The following is a 26,202-nucleotide window of genomic DNA, read 5'->3' as shown; positions in this document are numbered from 1 at the left end:
TATAATTTTACCGTAATTAGTAAAGGAGACGATAAATATGGAAAATGAATCTAATAACTTCGCCAACCAGCCGACTCAGAACGATCCATTCGGATCGAAGCCGATCTTCTCAAACGAGCCCATCGTCAATAACGGTCCGAAGAAACAATCCGGGCTGGGCATTGCAGCCTTCATCATTGGGTTGGTATCGGTCGTATTGCTAATAATTGCTTTCGTTTCAGGCAGCAGCTTCACTGACCAAATCGCGGATTCCAACCTCACTTTAGCGAATCCGGAGGATACGGCGGCCTTTCAAGCATCGATCGAAGCGCTTGGGGAAACCGTGCTCGCTTCTTTTGTAATAGCCATCGCTTGTATCTTTGGGGCAGGCTTCCTCGCGTTTATCGCCCTAATCCTATCCATCGTTGCTGCTTGCTCCAGCAAACGCCGCAAAATGTTCGGCGTGATTGGCATCGTGCTTAATGTTTTGGTAATCGTCGGCGCAATCAGCTTGTTTTTTGCGGGTATCGGCGCCCTAGCAGCCAACGTGGCTTAATTGTAAAACCTTTTTCATGAAGCCTGCTTCAGCCGCTTTTCGGCGCCTGAAGCAGGCTTTTTATGTTTTGCCTGCCTACTTCACTATCATTTTCGTGCGGCTAAAGCCTTCTTTCGTCTTGCTGACCTCAAGGCAAGCCGGGAATGCGTCCTTCAGCTCCTGCACATGCGATATGACACCGATCATTCTTCCCGCCTTCTGCAGATCCACCAGCGTCGTTATCGCCTTTTGAAGCGATTCCTCATCCAGGGAGCCAAACCCCTCATCAATAAACATCATTTCGATCGTTACTCCGCCCATGTGGGACTGAATAACGTCGGTCATGCCAAGCGCCAAGCAAAGAGACGCATTGAATTTCTCGCCGCCGGATAATGTTTTGACATCACGGTTTTGCCCCGTATAGGCATCGTAGACGTCTAAGCCCAAACCGCTTTGTTTGCCCCGGTTTTCAAGACGATCGCTTCTTTGCAAAGAAAACTGCCCGTTTGATAAGTCATGCAGGCGCACGTTTGCGGCAAATAGGATTTGTTCTAAAAACTCGATCAAGATATACCGCTCGAACGAAATCTTGAGTGCATTATCGCCCTTAAGCATATGGAATACGTCCATAACTTCCTCAAGCTTAGACTCCAGCATTTTCACCTCTGCATTAGCCCGTCCGATGGACTCCGTCAGGCGCCGGGCGACTTGAACGGTACGCATAGCCGTCTGTGCCGCAGCCAATACATGCTCGAGCTGCTGCTTGAGCGCTGATAGCTCGTCTTGAAGCGAAACAAGCGCAACTCGCGGTTTGCCGGCAAGCTCGCTTTGGAGCTCCGCCAATTGCTGCATCAATGCTGAGAGCATCGTCTGATAAGAGGTGATATCTTTCCTTAGATGCTCTCTCTCGTTCTCGCCCATTACGGCCTCTTCATAATGCTGAACCGTAGTAAAGCCCGCTTTCAAAAGCTCCTCCAGCAGCCGCTGCCCGGCAAGCTGCTTATTGCTTTCCGCTTCCGCAAGCTGACGCTCCGTTTGATCTGCGTAGGCTCTCTGCTCCGCCAGCTTCGTAGTCTTTTGTTGAAGCTGTTCCTGCACGGTGATCCAAGCCGCTGCCATTCGTTCCGAGGCTGCTTGCCGCTCATTCAGTTTTGCTTTCAGGCTCTCCGGCGTTCGAAGCGTATCCGGAATGCGCGACAGCTCCTGCTGCAGCGCCGACTGCTGGGAGGTTCTTTCGACGACGAGACGCTGCCTCTCTTGCTGAAGCTGATCCTTCGCATGCATATGTTTATCCAGAAGCTGCTCCTGGCGTTCCATGAGCTGCTTCAGGTCCGGCAGCTGCTTGGCTTTCAGCAGAAGTTTATCGGTCTCTTCTTTTAGTATTTTCCACTGCTGCAGAAGCTGTGTCCGCTGCTCTTCCGGCTTCACGGGCTGCAAGCCGAATTCAGCCAGCTCCCTTGCCCCTTCTTCCCGTGTCGCCCGTGCGGCCGCGGCCTGCGCTCGCGCTTCAAGCCATTCGCGTTCCATCGCTGCAAGCTGAGCCTTCGCCTCTTGAAGCCGTTCCCTGGAAGGGACGTCAGCAAGGCTATTCGCCTTAACCGGATGCTCCTCGCTGCCGCATACCGGACATGGCCTGCCATCATGCAAATGGGCGGCAAGCAGCGCTGCCTGCCCTTCAATCCATGCGGCTTCAAGCCGGTCATGCTCATCCTTTGCTTTGGCGAACGATTGCGCGAATGCCTTCTCGAGCTGAGCGATCCGCGCCATTTCCTTCTCTACGTCGACTAAACGCTTCAGCTGCTTGCCTTGCTGCTCCACAAGGCGGAGCTTGTCCTGCTTATCGGCCAATTCAGCCGTTTCTAGCTCCGTTTCTTTAATTTGCGCATTCGCCGCCTGCCGCTTTTCTCGGAGCTGAATCAGCTCAGTCTCCAGTGCTTCCTGCTTAACGGCGCATGCCCGTTCCTCCTGCTCAAGCTTGACGATTGCTTGCTGCTGGCTTGCGAGCATCTTTACCGCAGGCTCCAGTTCCAGCAACCGGCTCAGCTCCCGCTCCGCCTCGCGGCGTTCGTCTCCGCGCTTCTCCTCCGCAGCATAACGTTCCGCAGCCAGAACATGCTCGCGCCCGGCTGCTTCAAGTTCGGCATGTCTGACGGCAGCCTGGTTTTTCTTTGCGGAAGCATCCATCCTTGTTCGCTCCGCATGCTCCTTGTACGGCGTTAATGCAGCTGCCTTCTCCGCAAGCGCGAGCCGCTGCTCCTTGCCCGCATACTCCGGCTTCTGCTCATTCAACTGCAACAGCTGTGCCTGCTTGCGGTCATGTTCCTCATGCTTGCCGTTAAGCGCCGCGGCTAACCGAAGCTTCAGCTCCTGCGCATCCAACCGTGCAACGATCGCGGCTTTCTGCTCGCCCGCTTCGGATGCAAGCTCATCGTAAAATGCAACTTCCTGCCCCAAGGCCTCCGTCACCTGCGCGGCGCTGAAAACCTCCTGCTTGAGGGTGAGCGAAAGCGCGCTGTTTGCCCGCTCCGGCAGCGCCTCCTGCACTTGCTTCAGATAGGCATTTTCGGTCGCTTTCGCTTCCTTTAGCTGGTCCTGCAGTCCGCGATGCTTCTGTTGAAAGCGGCTCTCCAGCCGTTCATAAAGCTCCGTTCGAAAAATACGGCGCAAAATTTCTTCTTTATTATCGGTATCCGAAGTAAGCAGCTTACGGAATTCACCCTGCGGCAGCATCACGATTTGGCTGAACTGCTCCTTGGACAAGCCGATAATTTGCTCGAGCCGCGCATTTACGTCCGACACGATAAAACGGTCTACAGCGGGCACCGCTTCCCCGCCGGTCATTTCATACAGCTCCGCTTTGCCCCCTGTCTCGCTTTTGTTCCCGCCTTTGCGGTGAGGCATTTGCCTGATTACCATATAGCTTCTGCGACCAACCGCAAATTCGAATTGGACCGAGGTATGCGTGTCTTCCGCGGCGAAATGGCTGCGCAGCATTCGCGAATCTGCACGGTCCTCACCGCTGGCAGTCCCGTAAAAAGCAAAACATATCGCATCGAAAATCGAAGTTTTACCGGCTCCCGTGTTACCTGAGATGACAAATAAGCGGCGATGTTCCAGCAAGCTGAAATCAATCGTTTCCGTATCGCGGTAGGATCCGAATGCCGTCATTGTTAGCTTTATCGGCCTCATATTGCTCCCCCTTCCTCACGCAGCAGCTCCGCGTACGTTTGCGCGAACAGCTGTTTTTTCGTTTCGGAAAGCGGCTGTCCTTTGACCTCTTGATAAAAAGCGGCAAACAGCTCGACCGGATCGGCTTCCCGCCTTTTTGCAGCACTGCCTGCTTCCGCCGAAGTGCCGCCTGCGAGAGCGGAGGCCGCAAGCGCCGTACGGCGCTCGACATGAAGAGCATTCGGATAAACCGCTCTTACCTTTTCCATCGGAAACAAAACCGGATTATCGTTGAGCAGCGTAACGAATACATAATCCTCGTTAACCTTATGCTTTTCGATTTCCTCTATCGAGGCAGCGATACGGCGCATATTCCGAAGCGGCTGCAGCTCCCGTTTCTCGACAACTGCGTCGCCGGCCCCGTTAAGCTCGATTACCAAATAACCCTTAATGTGGTTTTCCTCTGAGATTGAATATTTAAGCGGAGAGCCCGCATACCGAATCGTATTGTCCCGCACGAAATGCGCCTGGTGCAAATGACCGAGCGCCGTATAATGAAATCGTTCAAAATAGGCGGCGCTCACATGCTCGGCGCCGCCAATGGACAATGGCCGTTCGGAATCGCTCGTATTAAGCTCCGGCTCGCCGGTTGCCGTCACAAAAGCATGGCCGATAAGCACATGCCTAGCTGCCGGGTCCATCGTCGTTGCAATTTTATTCGTAATCGCCCGCATGGCATCATCATGAGATTTAATCGAATCGTCGTTTAGCTCATAGCGCACCAGAGCAGGGTCGGCATAGGGCACGAGATGAAAGTGGACCTCCCCAAACTCGTCGCGCAGGATGACCGGATCCATATTCCCGCGCAGCTGTCCGGCCAAGTACAGACCTTGATTCTCCATCATCTTGGTGCCGAAGTTGATCCGGTCCGGACTATCATGGTTACCAGATATCGCGAGCACCGGTGTTTTCAAATCAATTACAATACGGCTCAACAGCTCGTCCAGCAGCTCGACGGCCTCCGTAGGGGGTACGGCCCGGTCATAAAGATCGCCTGCAATAATAACGGCATCCGGACGTTCCGATTCAATGGCCTGCAGCAGCTGCTCCAATGCGTAACGCTGGTCTTCCGTCATATATACGCCTTGCACGAGCTTGCCCAAATGCCAGTCCGCCGTATGGAATAGCTTCATTCGTTCCAAACATCCTTTCCTCGCACATCGAAAAATCGAAGCATGCTATGATTCTATCTTTTATATTACCATTCGACTCCTCACATCGCATAGTACAGCGAGTTCGCCTCCGCTTGTTCGGCACTCAGGATAGGTTTGAACGCTGTTATAAGTTACGGTGATCGCCTATCCTTTGCCCGTTAAAAGAATCAACAAGGATGGACGGACGCTGGATGCCGACAGCAAAAAAAACAGTGGCCATCCTCGCTGCTGCGATCGCTGCGCGAAAGGTCACTGTTTTTTTGGAATTACGCCGATATTGCCCGCAGGCATTCGCTCAGCTCCGCGCAGTCCAGCCCATGCGCCGCGGCTACAGCCCCGTGGGTTACAAATCCCGATATCGTATTGACTCCTTTGCTTAACGCAGCGCTGCTATGCAGCGCTGTCTTCAATCCGGCATTCGCTAACGCGACCACATACGGCAAGGTAGCATTCGTCAAAGCTGCCGTTGCGGTTTGCGGCACCGCTCCCGGCATATTGGCTACGGCGTAATGAAGCACACCAAACTTCTCGTAAGTCGGCGAAGCATGCGTTGTTAGGCGATCAATCGTTTCGAATATGCCTCCTTGATCAATGGCAACATCAATAATGACCGAACCGCTGCCCATTGCGCTGACAGTCGACTCGTTAACCAGCTTTGGCGCCCGCGCGCCGGGAATGAGCACCGCGCCAATGACCAGATCGGATTGCCGCACCGTATCTGCCACTTGATTAGAGGTTGATGCCAGCGTATGGACTCTTCCCCCGAACCGTTCGTCTAAATAACGGAGGCGTTGGGCATCGGTGTCCATAATCGTCACATCGGCGCCTAAGCCCACCGCAATTTGCGCGGCCCCCGTTCCGACTACGCCGCCCCCTATGATCGTTACCCGTCCTTTGCGGACGCCCGGTACTCCCCCGAGCAAGATGCCCCGGCCGCCGTAGGTTTTCTCCAAAAATTGCGCTCCGATCTGCGCGGCCATACGTCCCGCTATATCGCTCATCGGCGTCAAGAGCGGCAGCTGCCCTCCGGCAAGCTGCACCGTTTCATAAGCGATGGCCGTCACCTTATGGCGGATTAACGCCTCTGTCAGCTCGGGCTCGGCTGCCAGATGCAGATAGGTAAACAACAGCATGTTCTCGTGAAAATAGCGGTACTCCTCCGGCAGCGGCTCCTTCACCTTCAGCACCAGCTGCTTGCTCCAAACATCCTCCGGATAGGGCACGACGACCGCTCCCGCCGCCGCAAACTGCTCGTCTGCAATGCCTGACCCGACTCCGGCGCCGCTCTCAATAAACACTTGATGTCCGTGCCGCGATAATTCATGAACGCCGCCCGGCGTAATGGCGATGCGGTTCTCTTGGCTTTTCAACTCCTTCGGAATTCCGATCTCCATCACCGCTCTCCTCCTTTGTCCGTTAGAAGTATCTGGACGTAATCATTTTTTTCTTCGTATAAAACTCCACGCCGTCCTTGCCGTTCGCATGCAAATCTCCGTAGAAGGAATCCTTCCATCCCGAAAAAGGAAAAAATGCCATGGGCGCGGGTACGCCAACGTTAACGCCAAGCATGCCGGCCTCCGCCTCCTCTCGGAACTGGCGCACCGCCTTCGCGTTCTCGGTATAAATAACCGCCGAGTTCCCGAATCTGGAGCTGTTGACGATCGCCAGCGCTTCATCCAGATCGGCGGCGCGCAATACGGACAATACGGGCCCGAAAATTTCTTCCCTCGCAATCGCCATGTCCGGTTTCACAAGGTCAAAGATCGTTGGGCCCAGAAAATAACCGTTCCCGCCGCGCTCGGCTGCCAGCCTGCCGTCAAGGAGCAGATCCGCTCCTTCAGCGGATCCGCGCTCAATATACGTCTCTATCCGAGCCCGGTGCTCTTCGCGGATTACCGGTGTCAGCGTAACCTCGTTACGCATGCCCGAGCCGATAACCATCGCTTCCGCCGCAGCCTGGAGCGCCTTCATAAAGCCGCTGGAATCGCCGACCGCAACGACGGCCGAGCAGGCCATGCAGCGCTCGCCTGCGCTTCCGAAAGAAGAGGCTATAATGTTCTCCACCGTTTTCTCCACCTGGGCATCGGGCATAACGATATGGACGTTCTTGGCGCCGGCGAGCGCTTGGACTCTTTTTCCGTAAGAAGAAGCACGCTCATATACATATTTGGCGACCGGCTGCGAGCCGACAAAAGATACGGCTTTCACTCCAGGACTGCCCGTTAACGTATTCACGACGTCGTGAGCGCCATGAACGACATTGAGAACGCCGTCCGGCAGGCCGGCCTCCTGTAGAAGCTGCGCAAGCCTATTCGCCGTAAGCGGCGTTCTCTCCGACGGCTTTAGCACGAAGGTATTTCCCAGTGCGATAGCAAGCGGGAACATCCAGCAGGGCACCATCATCGGAAAATTAAACGGCGTGATGCCGCAAACTACGCCAAGCGGTACACGAAAGAGCTCTGAATCCAGATCGGTCGCGATATTAGCTAACGCTGCGCCCATCATATGCGTGGGAGCTCCGGCAGCAAATTCCACGTTCTCGATGCCCCGCTGCACCTCGCCGGAGGCTTCCTTGAAGCTTTTTCCATTCTCGGCAGTGATGATCTCAGCAAGCTCCTCCGCATGCTCCTGCAGCAGCTGCCAGTAGCGGAACAGCACCCTTGCCCTGCGCGGAACGGGGGTTTTGCTCCATGCCGGGAAAGCCTGCTCGGCAGCAAGCACGGCCGCTGCAGCATCCGACGCAGCCGACAGCGGAACATGGGCCAGCACTTCGCCTGTCGCTGGATTTAACACTTTTTCTACTAGCCCGCTCGTTGAATCCACCCATACGCCGTTGATGAAATTGCGTAATTTAAGCGTTTCCTGCCTTGCGTTTGGTTCGATGGCCATCCCCTCAGCTCCCGCTTCCTCAAATTTTCCGCACATGACATTTGGACATCTTGTATAATCAGTAAAAAGCGTTTCAAAACCAGTATGGACGGTGACTGCCTATGGTAAAAACGGTGCTGCAGCTAACGGTTAGAGAGATTTTGGAGCGTCCCTTATTTCAGAAAGCGGAGGCCATTGCCAGCGAGGAAGCGCTGAACCGAACCGTAAAATGGGTTCATATCATGGAAGTAACCCAAGTCGGACATCTATTAAACGGCCATGAGCTCATTTTGAGCACGGGCATAGGCTGGCATGATGACGAAGCACTGAGCCTGTCTTTCCTCCGGCAGCTGATCGACAGCGGAGCCTCGGGCCTATGCATTGAGCTGGGTCTTTACGCCAAGCAGCCGTTTGACAAAATGAAAGAGCTTGCGCTGCGCGAAAATTTTCCTCTTATTTTTTTCCACGAAGAAGTCCGCTATATTGATATCACGCAGGATCTTCATGCCCACTTCATCCACCAGCACCATCGCATGGTTTCCGAGCTGGAGTCGCTGTCGACTGAGCTTAACCAGCTTCTACTCTCCGGTAAAGGCTTGATGTCTCTCCTGCGGCTGCTTCATCAAATGACCGGCGCTCAAGTCGCCTTCTTCCCTTTAGGCGCCGAAGCCCATTTCATACCGCCTATGCCAAAAGCCAAGGCTGACCGCTTCTACGAGCAGTGGATTTACGGCAAAATGTTTGCGGACCCCCAGCAGAAGCGATTGATCGCCCATCGGCCGATTTTAGCTCTCGACCATCTGTTTGCCGATTTGCTGCTGCAAGGCAAGCAGGAGCTTAGCGAATTTCAAATATTAGCCTTAGACCGCGCCGCAACAGCCATTGCCCAGGAAATGATGCGGACCAAATATATGGAGGAACGGCGACGGCACAAAGAGGATCTTTGGTCGGTGGATTGGCTCAGCGGCAAGCATTCGGCGAATGAGATCCGGGACTATATCCGCTCCTTAAAGCCTGCGGCCAAGCTAACCGGCGCGGCCGTTTGCCTCTTCGACATCGGCGAAGCTTACAAAGCATTAACCGACAAGGATGACGGCAGCCTTATCATTCAGAAAAATATGGTTGCCCGCGCTATTTTCGAAGGGGAAGGATTCCTGCTTCTGCCGCTTTTGCTCCATGGCCACATTGTATTCATCGCCCTCGACCAGCTCGGCGCCGTTCAATATCAGGAGCGCTTGCTGCGGTCCATCAGCCGTCTGCAGAAGACAGAGCTCCATCAGGAGCCGGCTTTTTTCTCTTCGCATATCGGCATCGGCAGCTATATCACCCAATTAACGAATGTGCAGGAAAGCTACGAGACAGCCAAGGAAACGATCGCGATTCAAAAGGACATCGGCCCGCTTCCTTCCCCCTTCTACCATGATTTGCATCTTCACAAAATTATTTATACGCTCAAAAAGGCAGATGCCCTTCCGGCTTTAATGGAGGAATATATCGGCCCGGTGGTCAACAGCGACCTGGAAAAGGGCGGACATCTGCTGCTTACTTTAAACGTCTATTTGCAGCTTTTAGGCTCCAAGCAGGAGACGGCCAAAGCGCTCTTTATCGCCAGGCAGACGCTCTATCACAGGCTGGATAAGCTCGCTGCGCTGCTTGGGAAGGATTTTATGGAGCCGGAAAAAAGGTTAACCATCGAGCTCGCGCTTCGCGCTTACCAATATATGCATGGCCCGATCCGTTAAGGCGCGAGAGACTGCTTGAGCAGCAGATTGGCAAAATGTTTCCGGGCATCCGCCGTCTCTACCAGAAGCGTTGCTTCATCGCCACCCGGATGCTTTAGCTCCAGCCAATCGCCGCTTAAGCCCTCGCGCACTCCGGTAATGACATACTGCTGCTTCATATAGGAATCAATCTTGCTTTTTTCTTCGGCATATTGCTCATAAGCGGACATGGCTGTCCCTCCCCTGCGTTACTGCTTTACCTTTTCCAACGGGTCGGCTATTTCTGCGGGTCCCGCTGAATTCAGCGATGTGTAAGGCGCCCGTTTCAAGTAACGGCCTGCTCCAAGGGCGCCAACGAATTGACGTTCCCGAACGACGAACTCGCCGCGCGAGAGTACGCTCTCCGGTAAGCCAGTAACCGTCAACCCTTCAAACGGATTATAGTCCACGTTCATATGATGCGATGCAGCCGACAGCACACGCTGCGCCAAAGGATCAAAAATAACGATATCCGCATCGCTGCCGATCGCGATCGTCCCCTTCTGCGGGAAAAGACCGAACAGCTTTGCGCTGCGCGTTGCCGCGATGTCGACAAATTGATTAAGCGTAATACGCCCTTTTATTACGCCCTCCGAATAGAGCAGCGAGAACCGGTCTTCGATAATAGGACCGCCATTCGGGATTTTACTGAAATCGCCGAGGCCCAAATCCTTCTGTCCGTCAAAATTAAAGGAGCAGTGATCCGATCCCAGCGTTTGCAGCTGGCCGCTCTTCAGCGCGTTCCACAGCACCTCCTGATGGAAGCTTTCGCGAAGCGGCGGCGACCATACGTATTTCGCCCCTTCAAAATCCGGCTTCTCCAGGCAGGACTGGTCAAGCACCAAATATTGCGGACAGGTTTCTCCCCACACATCTACGCCCTGCAGACGTGCTTCCGCGATTTGCTGCACGGCTTCCGCGCATGTCACGTGAACGACGTACAGTCTTGCACCGGCAAGCGCCGCCAGCTTTGCCGCCCGTCCCGTAGCTTCCCCTTCAAGGACTGACGGTCTCGTAAGCGCATGATAAATCGGATCCGTATGGCCTTCCTCGAGCGCCTTCTGGATGAGAAAATCAATGACATCGCCATTCTCGGCATGTACCATCACCATCGCGCCGAGCTCCTTTGCAGCCAGCATCGTCCGGAATAATGTGCCGTCATCGGCTTGAAATACGTTTTTGTAGGCCATGAATACCTTTAATGAGGTAATGCCTTCTTCCTTGACAATGGAAGGAAGCTCAGCCAACACCTCGTCATTGATTTCCCCGATCATCAGATGAAAGCCATAATCGATCACTGCTTTTCCATCGGCTTTCTTATGCCAAGCGGCAATCGAATCGCTGAGCGGCTTTCCTTTGGTCGTTAAGCAGAAATCGACGATGGTTGTCGTGCCTCCGAAGGCTGCGGCGGTTGTTCCGGTTGCAAAATCATCGGCCGTCACCGTTCCGCCAAAGGGCATTTCGAGATGGGTATGCGGGTCAACGCCGCCCGGAAACACAAATTTGCCAGACGCATCAATTATTTCATCAACTTCCGCTTCAATCTCCTTGCCGATCTGAGCGATCATGCCGTTCTTGATCAGCAGATCGGCCGTATACGTATCCGATGCCGTAACAATCGTCCCATTCTTAATGAGCTTCGTAGACACCTACACCGCCTCCTTTTTATCGCTGCCGTCTGAATCCTTCCCTTTCCCTACTGCAGCAATAGCCGCTTGCCGCTGATTCCAGCTCAGGGGCATCTCGGTCGCCGGGATTTCAATCATTGAAATCGCCCCTTCCACCGGACAGACGATCGAACAAAGGTTGCAGCCTACGCAATCCTCCTCGCGCACTTTGAGGTATGCAGCGCCGTTTTCGTCCGTATGCCGTTCAATGCACTGATGCGAGGTATCCTCGCAGGCAATATGGCATTTATTGCATACGATGCACGTATCCTGCTCGATTCTAGCGACGACTGCGTAATTCAGATCAAGATCGCCCCAATCCGAATATCGCGCTACCGATTTGCCAATCAGCTCATTTACGGATTGGAGACCCTTATCGTCCAGATAATTGTTCAAGCCGTCGATCATATCCTCCACAATGCTGAAGCCGTGGTGCATCGCTGCCGTACACACCTGTACGCCTGTCGAGCCCATGAGCATAAACTCGACCGCGTCCCGCCAGTTCGAAATGCCTCCGATTCCGGAAATCGGAACGCCGACTAGCGGATTTCGAGCGCATTCCGCAACCATATTGAGTGCAATCGGCTTTACGGCCGGGCCACAATAGCCGCCATGCGCCCCCTTGCCGCCCACATGCGGAATCGTATTCCAAGTATCGATGTCTACCCCTGCCAGCGAGTTTATCGTATTGATCAGCGAAATCGCATCCGCTCCGCCCCGCACAGCCGCTTTGGCAGTCGCCGTAATGTCTGTAATGTTGGGCGTAAGCTTAACGATAACCGGCGTTCTTGCCACCTCTTTGACCCACATCGTCTGCATTTCAACCAAATCCGGCTGCTGCCCGGAAGCGGCGCCCATTCCCCGCTCGGCCATGCCATGCGGGCAGCCGAAGTTCAGCTCCAGCCCGTCTACGCCGATCGCCTCGACCCTTTTTACAATTTCATGCCATTTCTCTCGCTTCGGTTCTACCATCAACGATACGACAACCGCATGACCCGGGAACCTTTTTTTCGTTTCGTTAATTTCCTTCAGGTTAACCTCCAGCGGCCGATCCGTAATCAGCTCGATATTATTGAAGCCTGCCACGCGCTGGCCGTTAAAATGAACAGCCGCAAAACGGGAGGAGGTATTAATAATCGGATCGCCCAGCGTTTTCCACACCGCGCCGCCCCAGCCCGCTTCGAATGCGCGCTGTACCTGGTAACCCGTATTCGTCGGCGGCGCCGAAGCGAGCCAAAAGGGATTCGGCGAAGAAATGCCTGCCAGTTGGATTCTAAGATCAGCCATGCAATTCCCTCCTCGCTCCGATTGTATTGTAAATGGAGAATGCCGCCAGCTTCCCTTGCTGCGCCGCGGATACCACCATGGCTTCCCCTTGCCCCTCGCCAAAAACCACGTCTCCTGCCGCATATATACGGGGGTTGGAGGTTTGATACGTCTCCGTATTGACCGTCACGATCCCCCGCTTATGCTCCAAGCCAAGCTGTTCGATCAGCGGCAAATGCCGCGTCTGCCCAATGGCCTTGATGACGGCGTCCACCTCCAGCAGAAAGGCGGAGCCTTCTATCGGGATAGGCCTTGCCCTGCCGCCTGCTTCATCGGCTTCAAGCCTCATCGCTTGGCATTCGAGCGCTTTGACGTTTCCATCCGCATCCCCGATAATCCGGCTCGGAGCGCTCAGCCACTCAAACTCCACGCCGTCCTGCTTGGCGAACTCGAATTCGAAATCGTAAGCGGTCATCTCTTCTTTCGTCCGCCGGTAAACCATCTTCACGTTGGACGCTCCTAATCTGACTGAACAGGTCGCAGCATCCACCGCCGTATTTCCTGCTCCGATTACCGCGACCCTTTTGCCGATAAAATCTACCGTAATCTCGGTTTTGGTTGATTCCACAAAATCAATCGCGTCATACACGCCTTTTAATTGCTCGCCCTCTATGCCGAGACTAGGTACCTTGGACATGCCGATGGCGAGAACGATAACGTCATGCTGCTCCAATAAATCATCTACGCCGACATCAATGCCGACCTTCGTGCCCGTCCGAATTTCAACGCCAAGCTTCTGCACCTGCTCGACCTCCCAGAGCGAAATGCGCTGCGGCAAGCGAAACGAAACGATGCCATACGTGTCCAGGCCGCCTGCCTGCTCCTTCGCTTCATATAAGGTGACCGCAAAGCCGAACCGGGCAAGCTCCCGCGCCGCCGACAGCCCGGCAGGGCCGCCTCCGATGATCGCCGCCGACTGGCCGTTGCTTGGACCGGCCGTGAACAAATTCTGTTCATTTTTAATGGCCCAATCCGTCGCATAGCGCTGAAGCTGTCCGATCATGATCGGCTTAGAGGAGTGGTTAAGCACGCATGCGCCCTCGCAAAGCTCCTCCGTCGGGCAAACCCGCGCGCAGGTAGCGCCAACCGGATTCGCGTCCATAATGGCGCGCGCCGATCCTTTCATGTTGCCGGAAGCGATTTTTTTAATGAAGGACGGGATATTTATGCCTGTCGGGCACGCCTTGATACAAGGTGCATCATAGCAATACAAACAGCGGTTAGATTCCTCAATCGCTTCCTTCGGCCGCATTCCCGCCTTCACCTCGGCAAAGTTCCGCCTGAGCGAATCGACGGGAATAAACGCCGCATTGACCGTCATGCCCATGCCCTTTCCTCCTTATAGACTCACGATTTTGTCATAGGTTTCCGGTCTGCGATCCCGGTAAAATTGCCATACGTCCCTAACCTCGCGTATAAGCTCCTTATTCATTTCACCGATAATGACCTCGTCCTTGTCCCTGCTGCCGATAGCCACAATGGAGCCCCGAGGATCAACCAGATAAGATTGGCCATAAAATTCGCCCATATTCCATGGGGCTTCCACTCCCACCCGGTTGATGGCTGCGACATAATAGCCGTTCGCCACCGCATGCGCCGGCTGCTCGAGCTTCCATAAGTACTCCGATGTGCCCGCAACCGTAGCCGAAGGGTTAAAGACGATTTCGGCACCGTTTAACCCGAGCGCTCTCGCTCCCTCCGGAAAGTGGCGGTCGTAGCAAATGTATACGCCGACTTTGGCGAAAGCCGTATCGAAGACGGGGTAACCCAGATTGCCCGGCTTGAAGTAATATTTCTCCCAAAAGCCGCAGGAGCCGCCGCCAGCCGCTACTTGCGGAATATGATGCTTGCGGTATTTGCCGAGGTATGTACCGTCTGCATCGATAACGGCTGCCGTGTTATAGTAGGTTGCGATTCCTTCCCTCTCATAAATGGGAAGCACGATGACGACGCCAAGCTCTCCCGCGAGCTCCTGAAAGAGCCTAGTTGTTGGCCCGTTCGGTATTTCCTCCGCGGCTGCATACCATTTCGTCTGCTGCTCTGAGCAAAAGTATGGCCCATAAAATATTTCCTGCAGGGAGATGATCTGTGCTCCTTTGGCCGCTGCCTCGCGAACGAGCCCGACATGCTTCTCGATCGCCGAGCGCTTATGGGTGTCAACCGGCTCATCCCCATGCAGATCATTCGACGCTTGAATGAGTCCAATCTTTACGACGGTCATCCCCCAGCCTCCTTTTCTATTCCGTTAATTTAAGTGCCGTCCGGTAGAGAAGCTCCACGCCCAGCTCGATATCCTCCGGCGCTGAATATTCTTTTGGATTGTGGCTGATGCCTTCTTTGCAGCGAACGAAAATCATGCCGTAATCGCACACATACGACATCGTTAAGGAATCATGGAAGGGACCGCTCATCAGCTCCGGCGGAGCGAAACCCATCTCCGCGGCCCCTTCCCGCATAAGCGCTCTTAGTTCCGGCGCGCAATAGCGCGGATCACTTTTGGTATCCTCACGGATCGTATAGGTCAAGCCATGCTCCAAGCATGTCTCCTCGATGAGGGCGAGCAGCTCTTTCTCCAGCGCGTTTCTGCGCGCCAGATCCATGTCGCGAAAATCAACCGTAAAGCTCACCTTCTCGGGAATGATGTTCCTCGAATCCGGAAATACGGTCAATGAGCCGACGGTTCCAACCGTCGGGGCTCCGGGCTCACGGCATGCCAACGCATTCAGTCCCACAATGACCTTAGCGCACCCCACCAGCGCGTCCTGGCGCATCGCCATCGGCACTGACCCTGCATGCCCCGCGAATCCGGTCATTTCGACCGTCCACCAGACCGGGCCGGAAATGCCGCTCACGATACCGATCGGCTCACCGATCGACTCCAGCACGGGACCCTGCTCGATATGCAGCTCCAGGAAAGCACCGATTCTCCCTTCTTGAAATTCATAGCCGGCGAACAAGCCGGGATCGCATCCGAACGCAAGCAATGCTTCCCTGCGCGTCACGCCATTCTTATCCGCCCGCTCCAGCTCGCCCTCCTCCAGCTTCCCCGTCATGCCCCTGACGCCGAACAGCCCTTTATTGAACCGGCAGCCCTCTTCATCGCAAAACGCGACTACCTCGATATTCCTCGATGGCCGAAAGCCTGATTCGACCATGGACTGAACCGCCTCGATGGCGCCAAGTACGCCTATAACGCCGTCATATCGGCCGCCATAGGGCTGCGAATCAATATGCGATCCAAGCATCAGCACGGGAGCTGCCTTATCCGCTCCTTCCAGCACGCCGATCAAATTGCCGAACGGGTCGATCCGCGCCTTCAGGCCGGCTTCGGTCATCCAGCCCCGAACCAGCTCTACGCCTGCCCGGTCTTCCTGCGACAAAGCCAAGCGGCATACGCCAGTATCGGCAATTTTTCCGATTTGCGCCAATTCCAAAATACGCCCGTGCAGCCTTTGTGAATTAATGCCCCTTTCCCCTTTTGCCTCCATTGCGCCTCCTCCTCCTCCTCTCCGCTCTCAGCCTGCAAAAACCTGAAGCAGCGTATCGGCGATAAATACAATTTCATCATCCGTCGCCGATAAGGGCGGGCTAAGCGTCAAAATATTCATATAGCCCGGCACCGTGTCGCCATTTTTGCCGATTAAAAGCCCCTTTTGCTTGCAGCCCGCCAGGATTCCCGCCACTCTCGCAGCAGAAGCAGGCTCTTTCGTAAGCTTATCCTCTACCAGCTCAATGCCGATCGCCGAACCAAAAACACGGATTTCCCCGACATGCGGATGCGCCTTCAGCGTTTTTATCTGGCTCAACAGTTCCTTGCCTATAAGTGCAGAGCGGCTGACTAAATTTTCCCGCTCCAATATTTCAATGTTCTTCAGCGCCACCGCGCAGGAGACCGGGTTGCCGCCAAATGTGTTTATATGCCGAAAATGGCTCTCCGGGCCGCTATCCTTGAAGCTCTCATACATTTCAGCCGATACAGCTGTAGCCGATAAAGGGGAATACGCGCTGGTCAGTCCTTTGGCCATCGTTACGATATCCGGCCGAACTCCGTAGTTCTGATGTCCGAATTTCTCTCCCGAACGGCCAAAGCCGCAAATAACCTCATCCACGATAAGCAGCACATCATGCTTGTCGCAAATCTTACGCAGCTTTGTTAAATAATCATCGGGCGGCACGATCATCCCGCCTCCTGTAATGACCGGCTCGACGATAATGCCGGCGACAGAATCCGGTCCTTCCCACACAATCGCATCCTCGAAGGCTTGCGCGCACTGCGTCTCGCAGGAACCCTTGGTTTGGCCAAAAGGGCAGCGATAGCAATAGGGAGGCGGCACATGGGTAAAGCCGACTCCGAGCGGCTCGTACTTCAGCTTGCGCTGCGCTTGACCTGTTGCCCCCAGCGCGCCCATTGAATTTCCGTGATAAGCGCGATGTCTTGCGATAAATTTATGCTTGGAGGGTTTTCCCCGCTGGTGATGATACTGACGGCCAATTTTGAAGGCTACCTCGTTGGCGTCCGAGCCCGAGTTGGAGAAAAAAATCCGGTACTCTCCCTCCAGCCACTCATTCAGCTTGGCTGCAAGCATAATAGCGGGAACATGGGATTGAACGAGCGTGGAGTATGCGAGTTTCTTCATCTGTTCGGCAGCCGCATCGGCGATCTCCGCGCGCCCATGCCCCACGTTCACGCACCATAATCCGGACATCCCGTCCAAATAACGGTTTCCGTCGATATCCGTAATCCAGCTGCCTTCTCCCGATACAATAACCATCGGATTCTCATTGTGGGGAGAAATATGATGCCATACATATTGGCGATCCTTCTCGAGCAGCGCTTCCTTCTCTTCGGCACCCATTGCTGTCTCCTCCACGCCCATAGACTGCTTCTCCTCCTTCGCGGCTGCCGCTTCTATAGTAGAACAGACCGCGAATGTCACCATCCGCGATCGTTATAGACTAGCATATGCGGCTACTTCGCCGCATCTTCCAAAATTGTTTTGTCGACCGTCGCAGCCAGATCCGGTTCCTTCTTAATCAGCTCGTATTTAAGCGCGATTTCAACGGTCCGCTGCACAGCCTCGTCAACAAACGCACCTACCTGCGCCTCCGTGAAGCCTTCCGGCTTCACAAGCTTCGCCATTTCCATCAGCATCGTCGTCTGATGCTCCTTCGTCGTGCTTCCCTCCGTAACGGCGCTCATCACGATATCAACCGATTCCGCTTGATTCGCAATCGCATAATTCCAGCCCTTCATGGTCGCCCTGATCGCTTTCACGGCAAGCTCGCGGTTGCTCTTCAGCCATTCGTCCTTCACGATGAGCGTATCCTCCAGCATCCCGACGCCGGCTTCCTCGAAATCATAGACATACAAATCCTCTTCCTTCACGCCGCTCTCAAGCACGACATGATATTCGTTATAAATCGTGGAGACGGCAACATCCAGCTGCTTGTTGAAAAATTGATCCATCGTAAAGCCTTGCTTCACCAGCTCAACATCTTTTTTCGGATCAAGTCCGTTTTTTTCCATGAATGCAAGCACCTGGAATTGCTGGCTGCCCGTCCACATTCCGACCTTCTTGCCCTTCATCTTCGCCGGCTCGTCGATGCCGGATTCCTTGCTCGCAACGAAGCGGTAGGAGCTCTTCTGCAGCACCTGTGCTATTGACACAAGCGGCAGCCCATTATCGCGGTTCACAAGCAAGCTGTCGAAGCTGGTCACCCCGATATCCGCCGCTCCGTTTACGACCTGCTGCTCAATCACGACATCCGGCCCTCCGGGGATAATCTCGACATCCAGGCCCTCCTCTTCGTAAAAGCCTTTTTCCTTCGCCACGAAAATACCGGCAAACTGAGCCTGCGGCACCCATTTTAGCTGAATTTTCACTTTCTGGAGCGGCTCTGCCGCCGGCTTATCCGTCGCTGCCGAACCATTAGCGGCGTCTGCCGGCTCACTTGTTGCTGCAGCAGGCTCATTGGTATTGCCGCAGGCAGCTACGACAAACAACGCCAGCGCCAGTATCACGGTTAAAACGGTTTGCCGTTTAAGGCTTCTCTTTTTCATGCAGACCATTCCTCTCCAATTTCAAATCTCTATTTAAATGCTGCTGTCAGCCCCTGGTGATGCATGGTTTACGGGATATCCACCCCATCGTTCAATGCTTCCGCTGCGCCGCATGCCATGGGATAATCAACCGCTCCGCTAATTGGACCAAGTAATACAGCAGGATGCCTAGTACGGCGGCTATGGCGATGCAGGCCCAAGCAAGGGGCATGTTGCCCAGCTTAATTTGATCGGAAAGCAGGAACCCGAGGCCGCGCGAGGAGATAAAAAATTCCCCGACGATCGCTCCGACAATGCTTGTCGACATATTGATTTTCAATGCGGTAAACAGATGCGGAAGCGCGGCCTGCAGACGGAGCTTCATGAAAACCTGGAATTTCCCGGCAGCATACGCATGCATGAGCTCAATCGATGCGGGCTCGATCGACCGCAGCCCCTTAAAGGCGATGACTGCCATCGCAGCCATTGTCATGACGGACACGATGGCGATTTTGGATGCGATGCCAGCGCCGAACCAGTTATTCATGACCGGTGCAAGCGCAACGATAGGCACCGCATTCAAGGAAGCGATAATCGTAATTCCGCCTTTGCCCATGCGGGGAAACGATGAAGCAGCTGCCGCGGCCAACAAGCCAAGAAACGATCCGATGAAGCAGCCGCCAAGTATCTCGCTTCCCGTATACAGCGAATAAAGCTGTAGCACATCGGAATTTTCGCGGATGGCGTTCGCTATCGCAGAGGGGATCGGCAGCTGATAGAGCTCCAAATGAAACAGCCAGTGGAAGCCTTCCAGCTGCCATACGGCAAGGAAAAGCAAACCGAATCCAAGCGGGAGCAGAAACACCGGTCTTTTGCTTTTGAGACTGCTTTTGGTATTCATCAAAGATGGCTTGGAGCGGATGCCGTCAATCGATCTGGATGCAAGCATTTCTTTCAACCGTCGTCCCTCCCCTTCAAGCGAAACTCCGGCTGCCAAGGGGTAATCCGTCTTTCCAGCAAGCAAATCAGTAAAAACAGGCTTAATCCGATGGCCATGCTGACCAGAACGGTTGACCAGAACATGTAGACCTGCGAAGTGCCGTAATACAAAGAACTGATCATGAGAACGCCTATCCCGTCCGGCGCGCCCATCAGCTCTACGATAATAGAAGCCGTGATCGCCAGCGGAGCCGACAGCTTAAGCCCGGCAAAAAGCCCCGGCAGCGCCGCTTTCAGCTTCAGCTTCGTATATGAGGTCCAAGGGGCAGCCCCGTAGGAGCGCATCAGCTCGAACTGCTCGGGCTTGATGCTTTGCAGGCCGCGCAGCATATTTATCGTGACTGGAAAAAAAGTAACGTAGCCGGCCATGAGGATGCGGGATAACGCAGCATCATGAATAATGCCGTAAATAATAGGCGCAAGCCCAATGATCGGAATCATTTGCGAGGCAACCATATAGGGCGAAAGCGTATTTTCTGCCGTTCGTGACAAGCTCATGAGAATGGCAAGCAAACAACCAATGGCAGAGCCTAACAAGAAACCCGTGATCGAATTGCCGAAGGTAACCATGCCTTGCTCCAGTAAAGTCGGAAAATGCTGCAGCATGCTGCCAATGACCAGATGCGGATAAGGCAGCTTTGACGCGGGATTAATCAGCTCCGCAACGTTTGCAATATACCAAGCTGAAGCCTCCCAGAGCAGAAGTATCCCAGCACTCCAAAGTACAATCGCAGTGCCGTCGCCGTTTCTCCTAAACCATCTGCTCATCAAGGAAGCCACTCTCCTCGTAGAAGCATTTTCTTACCTTCCTTGTTATTTCGCTGAATTTCTCGGTATCGCGAAATCCGGCAGAATCGCTCTCCCCCCGCGGTATCTCCACGATCGAATGAATTTTGCCGGGATGCGCCGAAAGCACGATGACACGATTGGATAGGAAAACAGCTTCGGGAATGCTGTGCGTGACGAATACGACGGTTTTATTCGTTTTTTGCTTGATGTCGAGAAGCTCCAGCTGCAGCTTCTCCTTCGTAAATTCATCGAGCGCGGAAAAGGGTTCATCCATCAATAATATAGGCGGGTCCAGGGCAAGCGCCCGTGCGATCGCAACGCGCTGCTGCATTCCGCCGCTAAGCTGCCAGGGATAGGAATGTTTGAAGGCGGTCAGTCCCACTAATTCGATAAGCTGCTCGGTCAGCGCAAGGTATTGCGACTTCTTTTGACCAAGCACCTCAAGCGGGAGCTCAATATTTTGTTGAACCGTCCTCCATTCGAACAAGGTGGGGTTTTGAAACACAATGCCGAACTTTCGGCGGAGACGTACTTCTCGGGGATGCTCGTTTTGAATCGTAATGCGGCCTTCCGTCGGCTCAAGCAAATCGGCCATTAACCGAAGCAGCGTAGATTTTCCGCAGCCCGATGGACCAAGGAGCGATACGAATTCATTTCGGTAGATTTCGAAGCTGACCTGCTGAAGCGCCGTTATCTCGTGGCCTTTTTTCCCGAAACGCATCGACACTTGATCCACAATGATTTCAGCTTGTTTTGCAGCTTCGGATTGCTCCATGTCATCCCTCCTCATTGTTTCGGTCATTTAATGTTAGGTTTGAGATAGATTCATGTTTATATATGTAATATTATATAACATCAAATTTCAAATGCATTATACAAAGTGGTTAAAAAAAGGGTAAAGGAATAGACACAATGTCAAATAGAGCTGTTCAAGCTATTTGATAGATTACTAGAAATGGACTAATTTTCATTCACATAACCGCTCGGCTCTTGAATATATTGAGTAACAGACAACAAAAAAGTGAAAGGCAGCTTAGGCTGCTTGCATGCCGCAACGTTAACTTCTTGGAATGAGGTGAGGGAAATGGAGTCAGAGCCGCTGTTTGTTGTGTCAAGAGAGGATTGGTCGCTCCACCGCAAAGGCTATGAGGATCAAGCGCGACATCAGGAGAAGGTACATGAAGCAATTAAGCAAAACCTTCCCGATCTGGTTTCCGACGAAAGCATCGTTTTGTCCGATGGAAGGCGTACGATCAAGGTTCCCATTAAGAGTCTCGACGAATCCCACTTTATATACAACTACAACAAGAAGCAGCACGTCGGACAAGGCGACGGCGATTCTCAGGTTGGCGATGTGCTTGGCGTCGACCCTCAAGCCGCCAAGGGACCGGGTAAAGGCCAGGATGCAGGCGATCAGCCCGGCGAGGATGTCGTCGATACCGAAATAAGCATCGATCAGCTCGAGGATATGCTATTCGAGGAGCTGGAGCTTCCGAACTTGGAGCAGAAGCAAAAGGATCAGCTTCAAACGACGGAAATTGTTTTTCACGATATCCGAAAAAAAGGCATCATGTCCAACATCGATAAGAAACGGACATTAATTGAAAACCTTCGCCGTAATGCCAATGCAGGCAAGTCGGGGATTGGCGGTATTTCGCCTGATGACCTTCGCTACAAAACGTGGAATGAAATCGTAAAGCCGCAATCCAACGCCGTCATCTTGGCGCTCATGGATACCTCGGGAAGCATGGGCTCGTTCGAGAAATATTGCGCGCGCAGCTTTTTCTTCTGGATGACCCGTTTCCTGCGCCGCAAATACGAGCATGTGGAGATTGTGTTTATCGCGCATCATACCGAGGCCAAGGAGGTCACGGAGGAGGAGTTCTTCAACCGCGGCGAAAGCGGCGGCACGATCTGTTCCTCGGCTTACCAGAAAGCGATTGATGTAATCGACAGCCGTTATCCGACTTCCAATTGGAACATCTACCCGTTTCATTTCTCGGATGGCGACAACCTCACCTCCGATAACGAGCGTTGCGTCAAGCTGATCGGTCAGCTCATGGAGCGAAGCAATATGTTCGGCTACGGCGAGGTTAACCAGTACAACCGCAGCAGCACGCTGATGTCAGCTTATAAGCATATCAACCATAAAAAATTCATGTACTCGGTCATTAAGGAAAAGGGTGAGGTCTATAAGGCGCTCAAAACCTTCTTCTCCAAACAAGTGACCGGTGCTTAATAGACAAATCCCGTCATGCAAAGCCTATGCATGACGGGATTTTTTTGCTTCAAAGTATCGTTAGGTTGGAAGTGTTCTGTTGTTAGACGGCCTGCTCGCCAGCTTCTTTATCCGGGTCCGTCCCTTTTGTTTCTTTGCCAAAAAACAGAACGGTCAGCGCCCCTATGATGATCGTAACAAAGAAAATCATAAAAATATTATGAATTTCCGTCTTGCCTGCTACCAGCATCCCTACCAGATAAGGACCGATAATGCCGCCGACCCGCCCAAAGGAAGCCGCGAACCCGACACCGGTCCCGCGGACGGCAACCGGATAAAGCTCCGGCGTATAGGCGTACATGCCACCCCATGCGCCGAGGTTAAAAAAGGATAGACATATGCCGGACGCAATCAGCATCCCCTCTGTTTCGGCGCTGCCAAACCATAACGCGCTTCCGGCCGTCAGCAAAAGAAAAGTGACGAGCACGAACTTCCGTCCGAATTTTTCGATAAAATACGCCGCAGTGAAATAGCCAGGCAGCTGGGCGAGCGACATAATCAGTACGTATTGGAAGCTTTTTACCAATCCGAAGCCTTTTATCACCATGACGGATGGCAGCCACAAAAACATCCCGTAATAAGAAAATACGACCGTAAACCATAATATCCATAACATGACGGTCGCCCGGCGATGCTTTGACGACCAAATCGATGATATTCGCTCGGTAAACGGGAGCTTCTTGCTCTGCTGCGCCGTGTAGCTGGGCGCGTCTTGAATGGCCCGCCTTAAGTACAATGCATACAAAGCGGGCGCTGCTCCAATTAAAAAAGCCATTCTCCAGCCATAATGCGGAATAATGAAGTAAGCGATCAAAGCCGCGGCAATCCAGCCGCATGCCCAGAAGCTTTCAAGCAGCACGACGGCCCGGCCTCTCTCCTTAATCGGGACAGACTCCGAAACTAGCGTTGAAGCGACCGGCAGCTCGCCACCCAGCCCGAATCCCGCAGCGAACCGCAGCACGCAGAGCGCGATAAACCCTGTTGCCAATGCGGATAGACCGCTGGCAATGGAGAAAATAAGCAGTGTCCACAGCAGGATCGCCCGTCGTCCGTACCGGTCTGCCATTAGGCCTGCTATTGCCGCGCCGGCAGCCATGCCTATTGAATTAATCGCCATCAGCAAACCAATCTGCTGCGCGCCAAGCTGCCATTCCGCAGCGAGCGCAGTCACAATGAATGAGATCATTCCGACCTCCATCGCATCGAACAGCCAGCTCAGCCCGGCGCTGAACAGCAGCTTCCTTTGCTTCGGCTCACGCAGTAAAGACATATTTCTCATAGGAAAGACTCCTTGTTTATTTCTCCGTTTAGTTTACTTCTATTTATCACCTTTGCACGAATTTGAATCTATGCGGTCACACTTAGTCTTGCCCTTCTAGGTCAGCTTTAGAAGACAAGATGTATTTTTCTTGCTCGAATAAGAAAAACCGTTCCGAAGGTTTGCCGTGGTATGAGCGCCAATACAGCTGTCTCAATGTACCTCTCACCATATTCGAATGGTTATTGTGTTTGGCGCCGCGGTCGAAAGCTTTAGTTTTTGCTTCAGCAGCTTCAGGGCATCATTTTAAATACCTTCGAAACAATTCATCTAAACCAAACGTTAACGCTCCGCAAGCGGATAGACGAATAACAACAAAAAAAACCTTAGCCCAGGTTTTGGGTTAAGGTCGATACTGCTGTTTTTTCATGTTACTCGCTTCGGATTAGCTGGTCCAAGCTTTTAAATTCATAGCCTTGGCGGCGTGCTTCGTCAACGATGCTGCCCAGCGCCTCTGTATTGTCCTTGGATACGGAATGCAGCAAAATGATAGCACCGGGATGCAGCTGCTTCACGACCTCACTGTACGCGTATTGGGAGCCTCTTTGCGCATTCACATCCCAATCTTTATAAGCAACGGACCAAAAGACATTCGTATAACCGAATTGCTTGCTCGCCGCAAGCACCCGTTCGCTAAAAATGCCTCTAGGCGGACGAAGATATTTCATCTCCTTCTGTCCCGTCAGGACCCCTACCTGCTCTTTCACCTTATCCAGCTCCGTCTTGATATTGCCTTCCGAGAGCTGCGACATATCCGGATGGCTCCAAGAGTGATTGCCTACGATATGGCCTTCAGCCGCCATTCGTTGAATAAGCTCTGGCTGGTCCTTCACATAATGCCCCGTGACAAAAAAAGCCGCCGGCACTTTCTTCTCCTTTAAAACATCAAGTATTCGAGGCGTATACCCATTCTCGTAACCATTATCGAACGTGAGATATAGCTCCTTCTTGCTTGTGTCCCCCAAAAAAAGCGCTCCGTGCTTCGTCACGATATTTTTGAAGCCTTCTTCATCTATCGAAGGCAATCGGCCTTCCACGCTTTTCTTAAATCCAAAATGATACACGCCTGGCTGTCCGAATGCAGCATCCGGACTAATTAAGCACCATAGGATCACGGCAAATGTCGCAATCATTCTCATACTAAGCTTCAACAGCAAAGCCCTCCTTATTCCACTGAAATATATGGCGCATGACGGCATATTGCGATTATATTTCCCCATTGCGGCATAAAAAAACCGTTATCTTCATCAGTCCGATTAGACTTTGAAGATAACGGCTTTATATGTATTTCATTCGTTTAAATAATGGTCGGGACGACACGATTTGAACATGCGACCCCCTGGTCCCAAACCAGGTGCTCTACCAAGCTGAGCTACGTCCCGAGAAAAGATGGTGCCGTCGAGAGGACTTGAACCCCCAACCTACTGATTACAAGTCAGTTGCTCTACCAGTTGAGCTACAACGGCACATCGATTATGTCCGCCATGATGCGGCGGTTTGCGATGCTGATTTTGAAAACATCAAGCATCTAAAGAAAAAGTGGTGCCGTCGAGAGGACTTGAACCCCCAACCTACTGATTACAAGTCAGTTGCTCTACCAGTTGAGCTACAACGGCATATGGATGATGTTCACCCTTAAAAGGTGATTGGTTGCGGGGGCAGGATTTGAACCTGCGGCCTTCGGGTTATGAGCCCGACGAGCTACCGGGCTGCTCCACCCCGCGTCGTTAAAAAAGTATTGGTGACCCGTAGGGGACTCGAACCCCTGTTACCTCCGTGAAAGGGAGGTGTCTTAACCACTTGACCAACGGGCCTTGAAAAAAAGAGAACGGAGAGAGAGGGATTCGAACCCTCGCACCACTTACGCAGTCTAACCCCTTAGCAGAGGGTCCCCTTGAGCCACTTGGGTATCTCTCCAAACTTGGCTCCCCGAACAGGACTCGAACCTGTGACAACTCGATTAACAGTCGAGTGCTCTACCAACTGAGCTATCAGGGAAAATATGGTGGGCCCTAGTGGACTCGAACCACCGACCTCACCCTTATCAGGGGTGCGCTCTAACCAGCTGAGCTAAGGGCCCAAAGCATAAACATAAATCTTATTTAAGATCTTTAGTTTAAGCACAGGCAGGCAATTGCGCCCTGAAAACTGGATACGAAAGGTAGGTTTGCTGAAACCTTTTTAGCTGCTGTCTGCCGGATGTATGGGTCCGGGGCAAACTTAAGCGTATGCTTACGATGTAAGTTTGCTTCTCAAACTTT

The 26,202-nt window shown here is 53.1% G+C and carries 20 protein-coding genes and 8 tRNA genes; 3 read left to right on the top strand and 25 right to left on the bottom strand.

Features of this window, described 5'->3' with window-relative positions:
- Positions 1-37: 37 nt before the first annotated feature.
- Positions 38-535 (top strand): hypothetical protein, encoded by a 498-nt coding sequence (locus tag MRBLPE1_RS29110; RefSeq protein ID WP_364152802.1) that lies wholly within the window; start codon positions 38-40, stop codon positions 533-535.
- 75 nt (positions 536-610) lie between these two features.
- On the opposite strand, the gene MRBLPE1_RS29105 is transcribed toward MRBLPE1_RS29110, so the two are convergent.
- The 4 genes from MRBLPE1_RS29105 to MRBLPE1_RS29090 form a co-directional block, all read right to left on the bottom strand.
- Positions 611-3,703, bottom strand: a complete 3,093-nt coding sequence (locus MRBLPE1_RS29105; RefSeq protein ID WP_364152799.1) for an SMC family ATPase — start codon at positions 3,701-3,703, stop codon at positions 611-613.
- Complete coding sequence (locus tag MRBLPE1_RS29100) at positions 3,700-4,875, bottom strand: exonuclease SbcCD subunit D (RefSeq protein ID WP_364152796.1); 1,176 nt, start codon at positions 4,873-4,875, stop codon at positions 3,700-3,702. The genes MRBLPE1_RS29105 and MRBLPE1_RS29100 overlap by 4 nt, the downstream gene beginning before the upstream one ends.
- Positions 4,876-5,162: 287 nt before the next feature.
- A complete protein-coding gene (ald, locus tag MRBLPE1_RS29095) occupies positions 5,163-6,290 on the bottom strand; it encodes an alanine dehydrogenase (RefSeq protein ID WP_364153610.1) in 1,128 nt (375 codons plus the stop codon).
- Between the two features lie 22 nt (positions 6,291-6,312).
- Entirely contained in the window at positions 6,313-7,785 is a 1,473-nt protein-coding gene (locus tag MRBLPE1_RS29090) for a CoA-acylating methylmalonate-semialdehyde dehydrogenase (RefSeq protein WP_364153607.1), read from the bottom strand.
- Between the two features lie 101 nt (positions 7,786-7,886).
- Between MRBLPE1_RS29090 and MRBLPE1_RS29085 the strand changes: the two genes are divergently transcribed.
- On the top strand, positions 7,887-9,506 hold the full coding sequence (locus tag MRBLPE1_RS29085; RefSeq protein WP_364152793.1) for a PucR family transcriptional regulator: 1,620 nt from the start codon (positions 7,887-7,889) through the stop codon (positions 9,504-9,506).
- On the opposite strand, the gene MRBLPE1_RS29080 is transcribed toward MRBLPE1_RS29085, so the two are convergent.
- The 11 genes from MRBLPE1_RS29080 to MRBLPE1_RS29030 all read right to left on the bottom strand — a co-directional run bounded on the left by MRBLPE1_RS29080 (position 9,503) and on the right by MRBLPE1_RS29030 (position 21,120).
- A complete protein-coding gene (locus MRBLPE1_RS29080) occupies positions 9,503-9,715 on the bottom strand; it encodes a hypothetical protein (RefSeq protein WP_364152790.1) in 213 nt (70 codons plus the stop codon). The genes MRBLPE1_RS29085 and MRBLPE1_RS29080 overlap by 4 nt on opposite strands.
- Before the next feature lie 18 nt (positions 9,716-9,733).
- Positions 9,734-11,173, bottom strand: a complete 1,440-nt coding sequence (gene hydA, locus MRBLPE1_RS29075; RefSeq protein WP_364152787.1) for a dihydropyrimidinase — start codon at positions 11,171-11,173, stop codon at positions 9,734-9,736.
- On the bottom strand, positions 11,174-12,478 hold the full coding sequence (preA, locus tag MRBLPE1_RS29070; protein WP_364152785.1) for an NAD-dependent dihydropyrimidine dehydrogenase subunit PreA: 1,305 nt from the start codon (positions 12,476-12,478) through the stop codon (positions 11,174-11,176). It lies immediately after the preceding gene.
- Entirely contained in the window at positions 12,471-13,844 is a 1,374-nt protein-coding gene (locus MRBLPE1_RS29065) for an NAD(P)-dependent oxidoreductase (protein WP_364152782.1), read from the bottom strand. The genes preA and MRBLPE1_RS29065 overlap by 8 nt, the downstream gene beginning before the upstream one ends.
- Positions 13,845-13,856: 12 nt before the next feature.
- Positions 13,857-14,738, bottom strand: a complete 882-nt coding sequence (locus tag MRBLPE1_RS29060; RefSeq protein ID WP_364152780.1) for a nitrilase-related carbon-nitrogen hydrolase — start codon at positions 14,736-14,738, stop codon at positions 13,857-13,859.
- A gap of 16 nt (positions 14,739-14,754) precedes the next feature.
- Positions 14,755-16,005, bottom strand: a complete 1,251-nt coding sequence (locus MRBLPE1_RS29055) for a M20 family metallo-hydrolase (protein ID WP_364152777.1) — start codon at positions 16,003-16,005, stop codon at positions 14,755-14,757.
- Positions 16,006-16,032: 27 nt separating this feature from the next.
- Positions 16,033-17,394 carry an aspartate aminotransferase family protein gene (locus MRBLPE1_RS29050; protein WP_364152774.1) on the bottom strand — a complete coding sequence of 454 codons (1,362 nt, stop codon included), beginning with the start codon at positions 17,392-17,394 and terminating at the stop codon, positions 16,033-16,035.
- 92 nt (positions 17,395-17,486) lie between these two features.
- Entirely contained in the window at positions 17,487-18,578 is a 1,092-nt protein-coding gene (locus MRBLPE1_RS29045) for an ABC transporter substrate-binding protein (protein ID WP_364152771.1), read from the bottom strand.
- A gap of 91 nt (positions 18,579-18,669) precedes the next feature.
- The gene (locus MRBLPE1_RS29040; protein WP_364153604.1) at positions 18,670-19,506 is read right to left on the bottom strand and encodes an ABC transporter permease; all 837 of its coding nucleotides are present in this window, start codon (positions 19,504-19,506) and stop codon (positions 18,670-18,672) included.
- Between the two features lie 5 nt (positions 19,507-19,511).
- Positions 19,512-20,324 (bottom strand): ABC transporter permease, encoded by an 813-nt coding sequence (locus MRBLPE1_RS29035; protein WP_364152768.1) that lies wholly within the window; start codon positions 20,322-20,324, stop codon positions 19,512-19,514.
- Positions 20,308-21,120 (bottom strand): ABC transporter ATP-binding protein, encoded by an 813-nt coding sequence (locus MRBLPE1_RS29030; RefSeq protein WP_364152765.1) that lies wholly within the window; start codon positions 21,118-21,120, stop codon positions 20,308-20,310. The genes MRBLPE1_RS29035 and MRBLPE1_RS29030 overlap by 17 nt, the downstream gene beginning before the upstream one ends.
- Positions 21,121-21,429: 309 nt before the next feature.
- On the opposite strand from MRBLPE1_RS29030, the gene yhbH reads away from it, so the two are divergent.
- Positions 21,430-22,584: a sporulation protein YhbH gene (yhbH, locus tag MRBLPE1_RS29025; RefSeq protein WP_364152762.1), complete on the top strand. Its 1,155-nt coding sequence runs from the start codon at positions 21,430-21,432 to the stop codon at positions 22,582-22,584.
- A gap of 82 nt (positions 22,585-22,666) precedes the next feature.
- On the opposite strand, the gene MRBLPE1_RS29020 is transcribed toward yhbH, so the two are convergent.
- From MRBLPE1_RS29020 to MRBLPE1_RS28975, 10 genes are all read right to left on the bottom strand, one after another.
- The gene (locus MRBLPE1_RS29020; RefSeq protein WP_364152759.1) at positions 22,667-23,902 is read right to left on the bottom strand and encodes an MFS transporter; all 1,236 of its coding nucleotides are present in this window, start codon (positions 23,900-23,902) and stop codon (positions 22,667-22,669) included.
- A 410-nt stretch (positions 23,903-24,312) separates the two neighbouring features.
- The gene (gene pdaA / locus MRBLPE1_RS29015) at positions 24,313-25,110 is read right to left on the bottom strand and encodes a delta-lactam-biosynthetic de-N-acetylase (RefSeq protein ID WP_364153601.1); all 798 of its coding nucleotides are present in this window, start codon (positions 25,108-25,110) and stop codon (positions 24,313-24,315) included.
- A 136-nt stretch (positions 25,111-25,246) separates the two neighbouring features.
- Positions 25,247-25,323 (bottom strand) — tRNA-Pro (locus MRBLPE1_RS29010).
- Between the two features lie 8 nt (positions 25,324-25,331).
- Positions 25,332-25,407 (bottom strand) — tRNA-Thr (locus MRBLPE1_RS29005).
- Positions 25,408-25,481: 74 nt separating this feature from the next.
- Positions 25,482-25,557: transfer RNA gene (locus MRBLPE1_RS29000), tRNA-Thr, on the bottom strand.
- 31 nt (positions 25,558-25,588) lie between these two features.
- Positions 25,589-25,665: transfer RNA gene (locus tag MRBLPE1_RS28995), tRNA-Met, on the bottom strand.
- Positions 25,666-25,680: 15 nt separating this feature from the next.
- Positions 25,681-25,755 (bottom strand) — tRNA-Glu (locus MRBLPE1_RS28990).
- Between the two features lie 15 nt (positions 25,756-25,770).
- Positions 25,771-25,858 (bottom strand) — tRNA-Ser (locus tag MRBLPE1_RS28985).
- Positions 25,859-25,863: 5 nt separating this feature from the next.
- Positions 25,864-25,939 (bottom strand) — tRNA-Asn (locus MRBLPE1_RS28980).
- 5 nt (positions 25,940-25,944) lie between these two features.
- Positions 25,945-26,021: transfer RNA gene (locus MRBLPE1_RS28975), tRNA-Ile, on the bottom strand.
- Positions 26,022-26,202: the final 181 nt, after the last annotated feature.

The organism is Paenibacillus sp. LPE1-1-1.1 (genome assembly GCF_040676435.1).
GTDB lineage: Bacteria > Bacillota > Bacilli > Paenibacillales > Paenibacillaceae > Pristimantibacillus.
This window is presented reverse-complemented; position numbering and strand designations above follow the sequence as displayed.

What these genes read in the sequence shown, in the direction of transcription:
- MRBLPE1_RS29110 (WP_364152802.1), top strand. Translation starts at nt 38, where the DNA reads ATGGAAAATGAATCTAATAACTTCGCCAACCAGCCGACTCAGAACGAT.
- MRBLPE1_RS29105 (WP_364152799.1), bottom strand. Translation starts at nt 3,703, where the DNA reads ATGAGGCCGATAAAGCTAACAATGACGGCATTCGGATCCTACCGCGAT.
- MRBLPE1_RS29100 (WP_364152796.1), bottom strand. Translation starts at nt 4,875, where the DNA reads ATGAAGCTATTCCATACGGCGGACTGGCATTTGGGCAAGCTCGTGCAA.
- ald (WP_364153610.1), bottom strand. Translation starts at nt 6,290, where the DNA reads ATGGAGATCGGAATTCCGAAGGAGTTGAAAAGCCAAGAGAACCGCATC.
- MRBLPE1_RS29090 (WP_364153607.1), bottom strand. Translation starts at nt 7,785, where the DNA reads ATGGCCATCGAACCAAACGCAAGGCAGGAAACGCTTAAATTACGCAAT.
- MRBLPE1_RS29085 (WP_364152793.1), top strand. Translation starts at nt 7,887, where the DNA reads ATGGTAAAAACGGTGCTGCAGCTAACGGTTAGAGAGATTTTGGAGCGT.
- MRBLPE1_RS29080 (WP_364152790.1), bottom strand. Translation starts at nt 9,715, where the DNA reads ATGTCCGCTTATGAGCAATATGCCGAAGAAAAAAGCAAGATTGATTCC.
- preA (WP_364152785.1), bottom strand. Translation starts at nt 12,478, where the DNA reads ATGGCTGATCTTAGAATCCAACTGGCAGGCATTTCTTCGCCGAATCCC.
- MRBLPE1_RS29065 (WP_364152782.1), bottom strand. Translation starts at nt 13,844, where the DNA reads ATGGGCATGACGGTCAATGCGGCGTTTATTCCCGTCGATTCGCTCAGG.
- MRBLPE1_RS29060 (WP_364152780.1), bottom strand. Translation starts at nt 14,738, where the DNA reads ATGACCGTCGTAAAGATTGGACTCATTCAAGCGTCGAATGATCTGCAT.
- MRBLPE1_RS29055 (WP_364152777.1), bottom strand. Translation starts at nt 16,005, where the DNA reads ATGGAGGCAAAAGGGGAAAGGGGCATTAATTCACAAAGGCTGCACGGG.
- MRBLPE1_RS29050 (WP_364152774.1), bottom strand. Translation starts at nt 17,394, where the DNA reads ATGGGCGTGGAGGAGACAGCAATGGGTGCCGAAGAGAAGGAAGCGCTG.
- MRBLPE1_RS29045 (WP_364152771.1), bottom strand. Translation starts at nt 18,578, where the DNA reads ATGAAAAAGAGAAGCCTTAAACGGCAAACCGTTTTAACCGTGATACTG.
- MRBLPE1_RS29040 (WP_364153604.1), bottom strand. Translation starts at nt 19,506, where the DNA reads ATGCTTGCATCCAGATCGATTGACGGCATCCGCTCCAAGCCATCTTTG.
- MRBLPE1_RS29035 (WP_364152768.1), bottom strand. Translation starts at nt 20,324, where the DNA reads ATGAGCAGATGGTTTAGGAGAAACGGCGACGGCACTGCGATTGTACTT.
- MRBLPE1_RS29030 (WP_364152765.1), bottom strand. Translation starts at nt 21,120, where the DNA reads ATGGAGCAATCCGAAGCTGCAAAACAAGCTGAAATCATTGTGGATCAA.
- yhbH (WP_364152762.1), top strand. Translation starts at nt 21,430, where the DNA reads ATGGAGTCAGAGCCGCTGTTTGTTGTGTCAAGAGAGGATTGGTCGCTC.
- MRBLPE1_RS29020 (WP_364152759.1), bottom strand. Translation starts at nt 23,902, where the DNA reads ATGAGAAATATGTCTTTACTGCGTGAGCCGAAGCAAAGGAAGCTGCTG.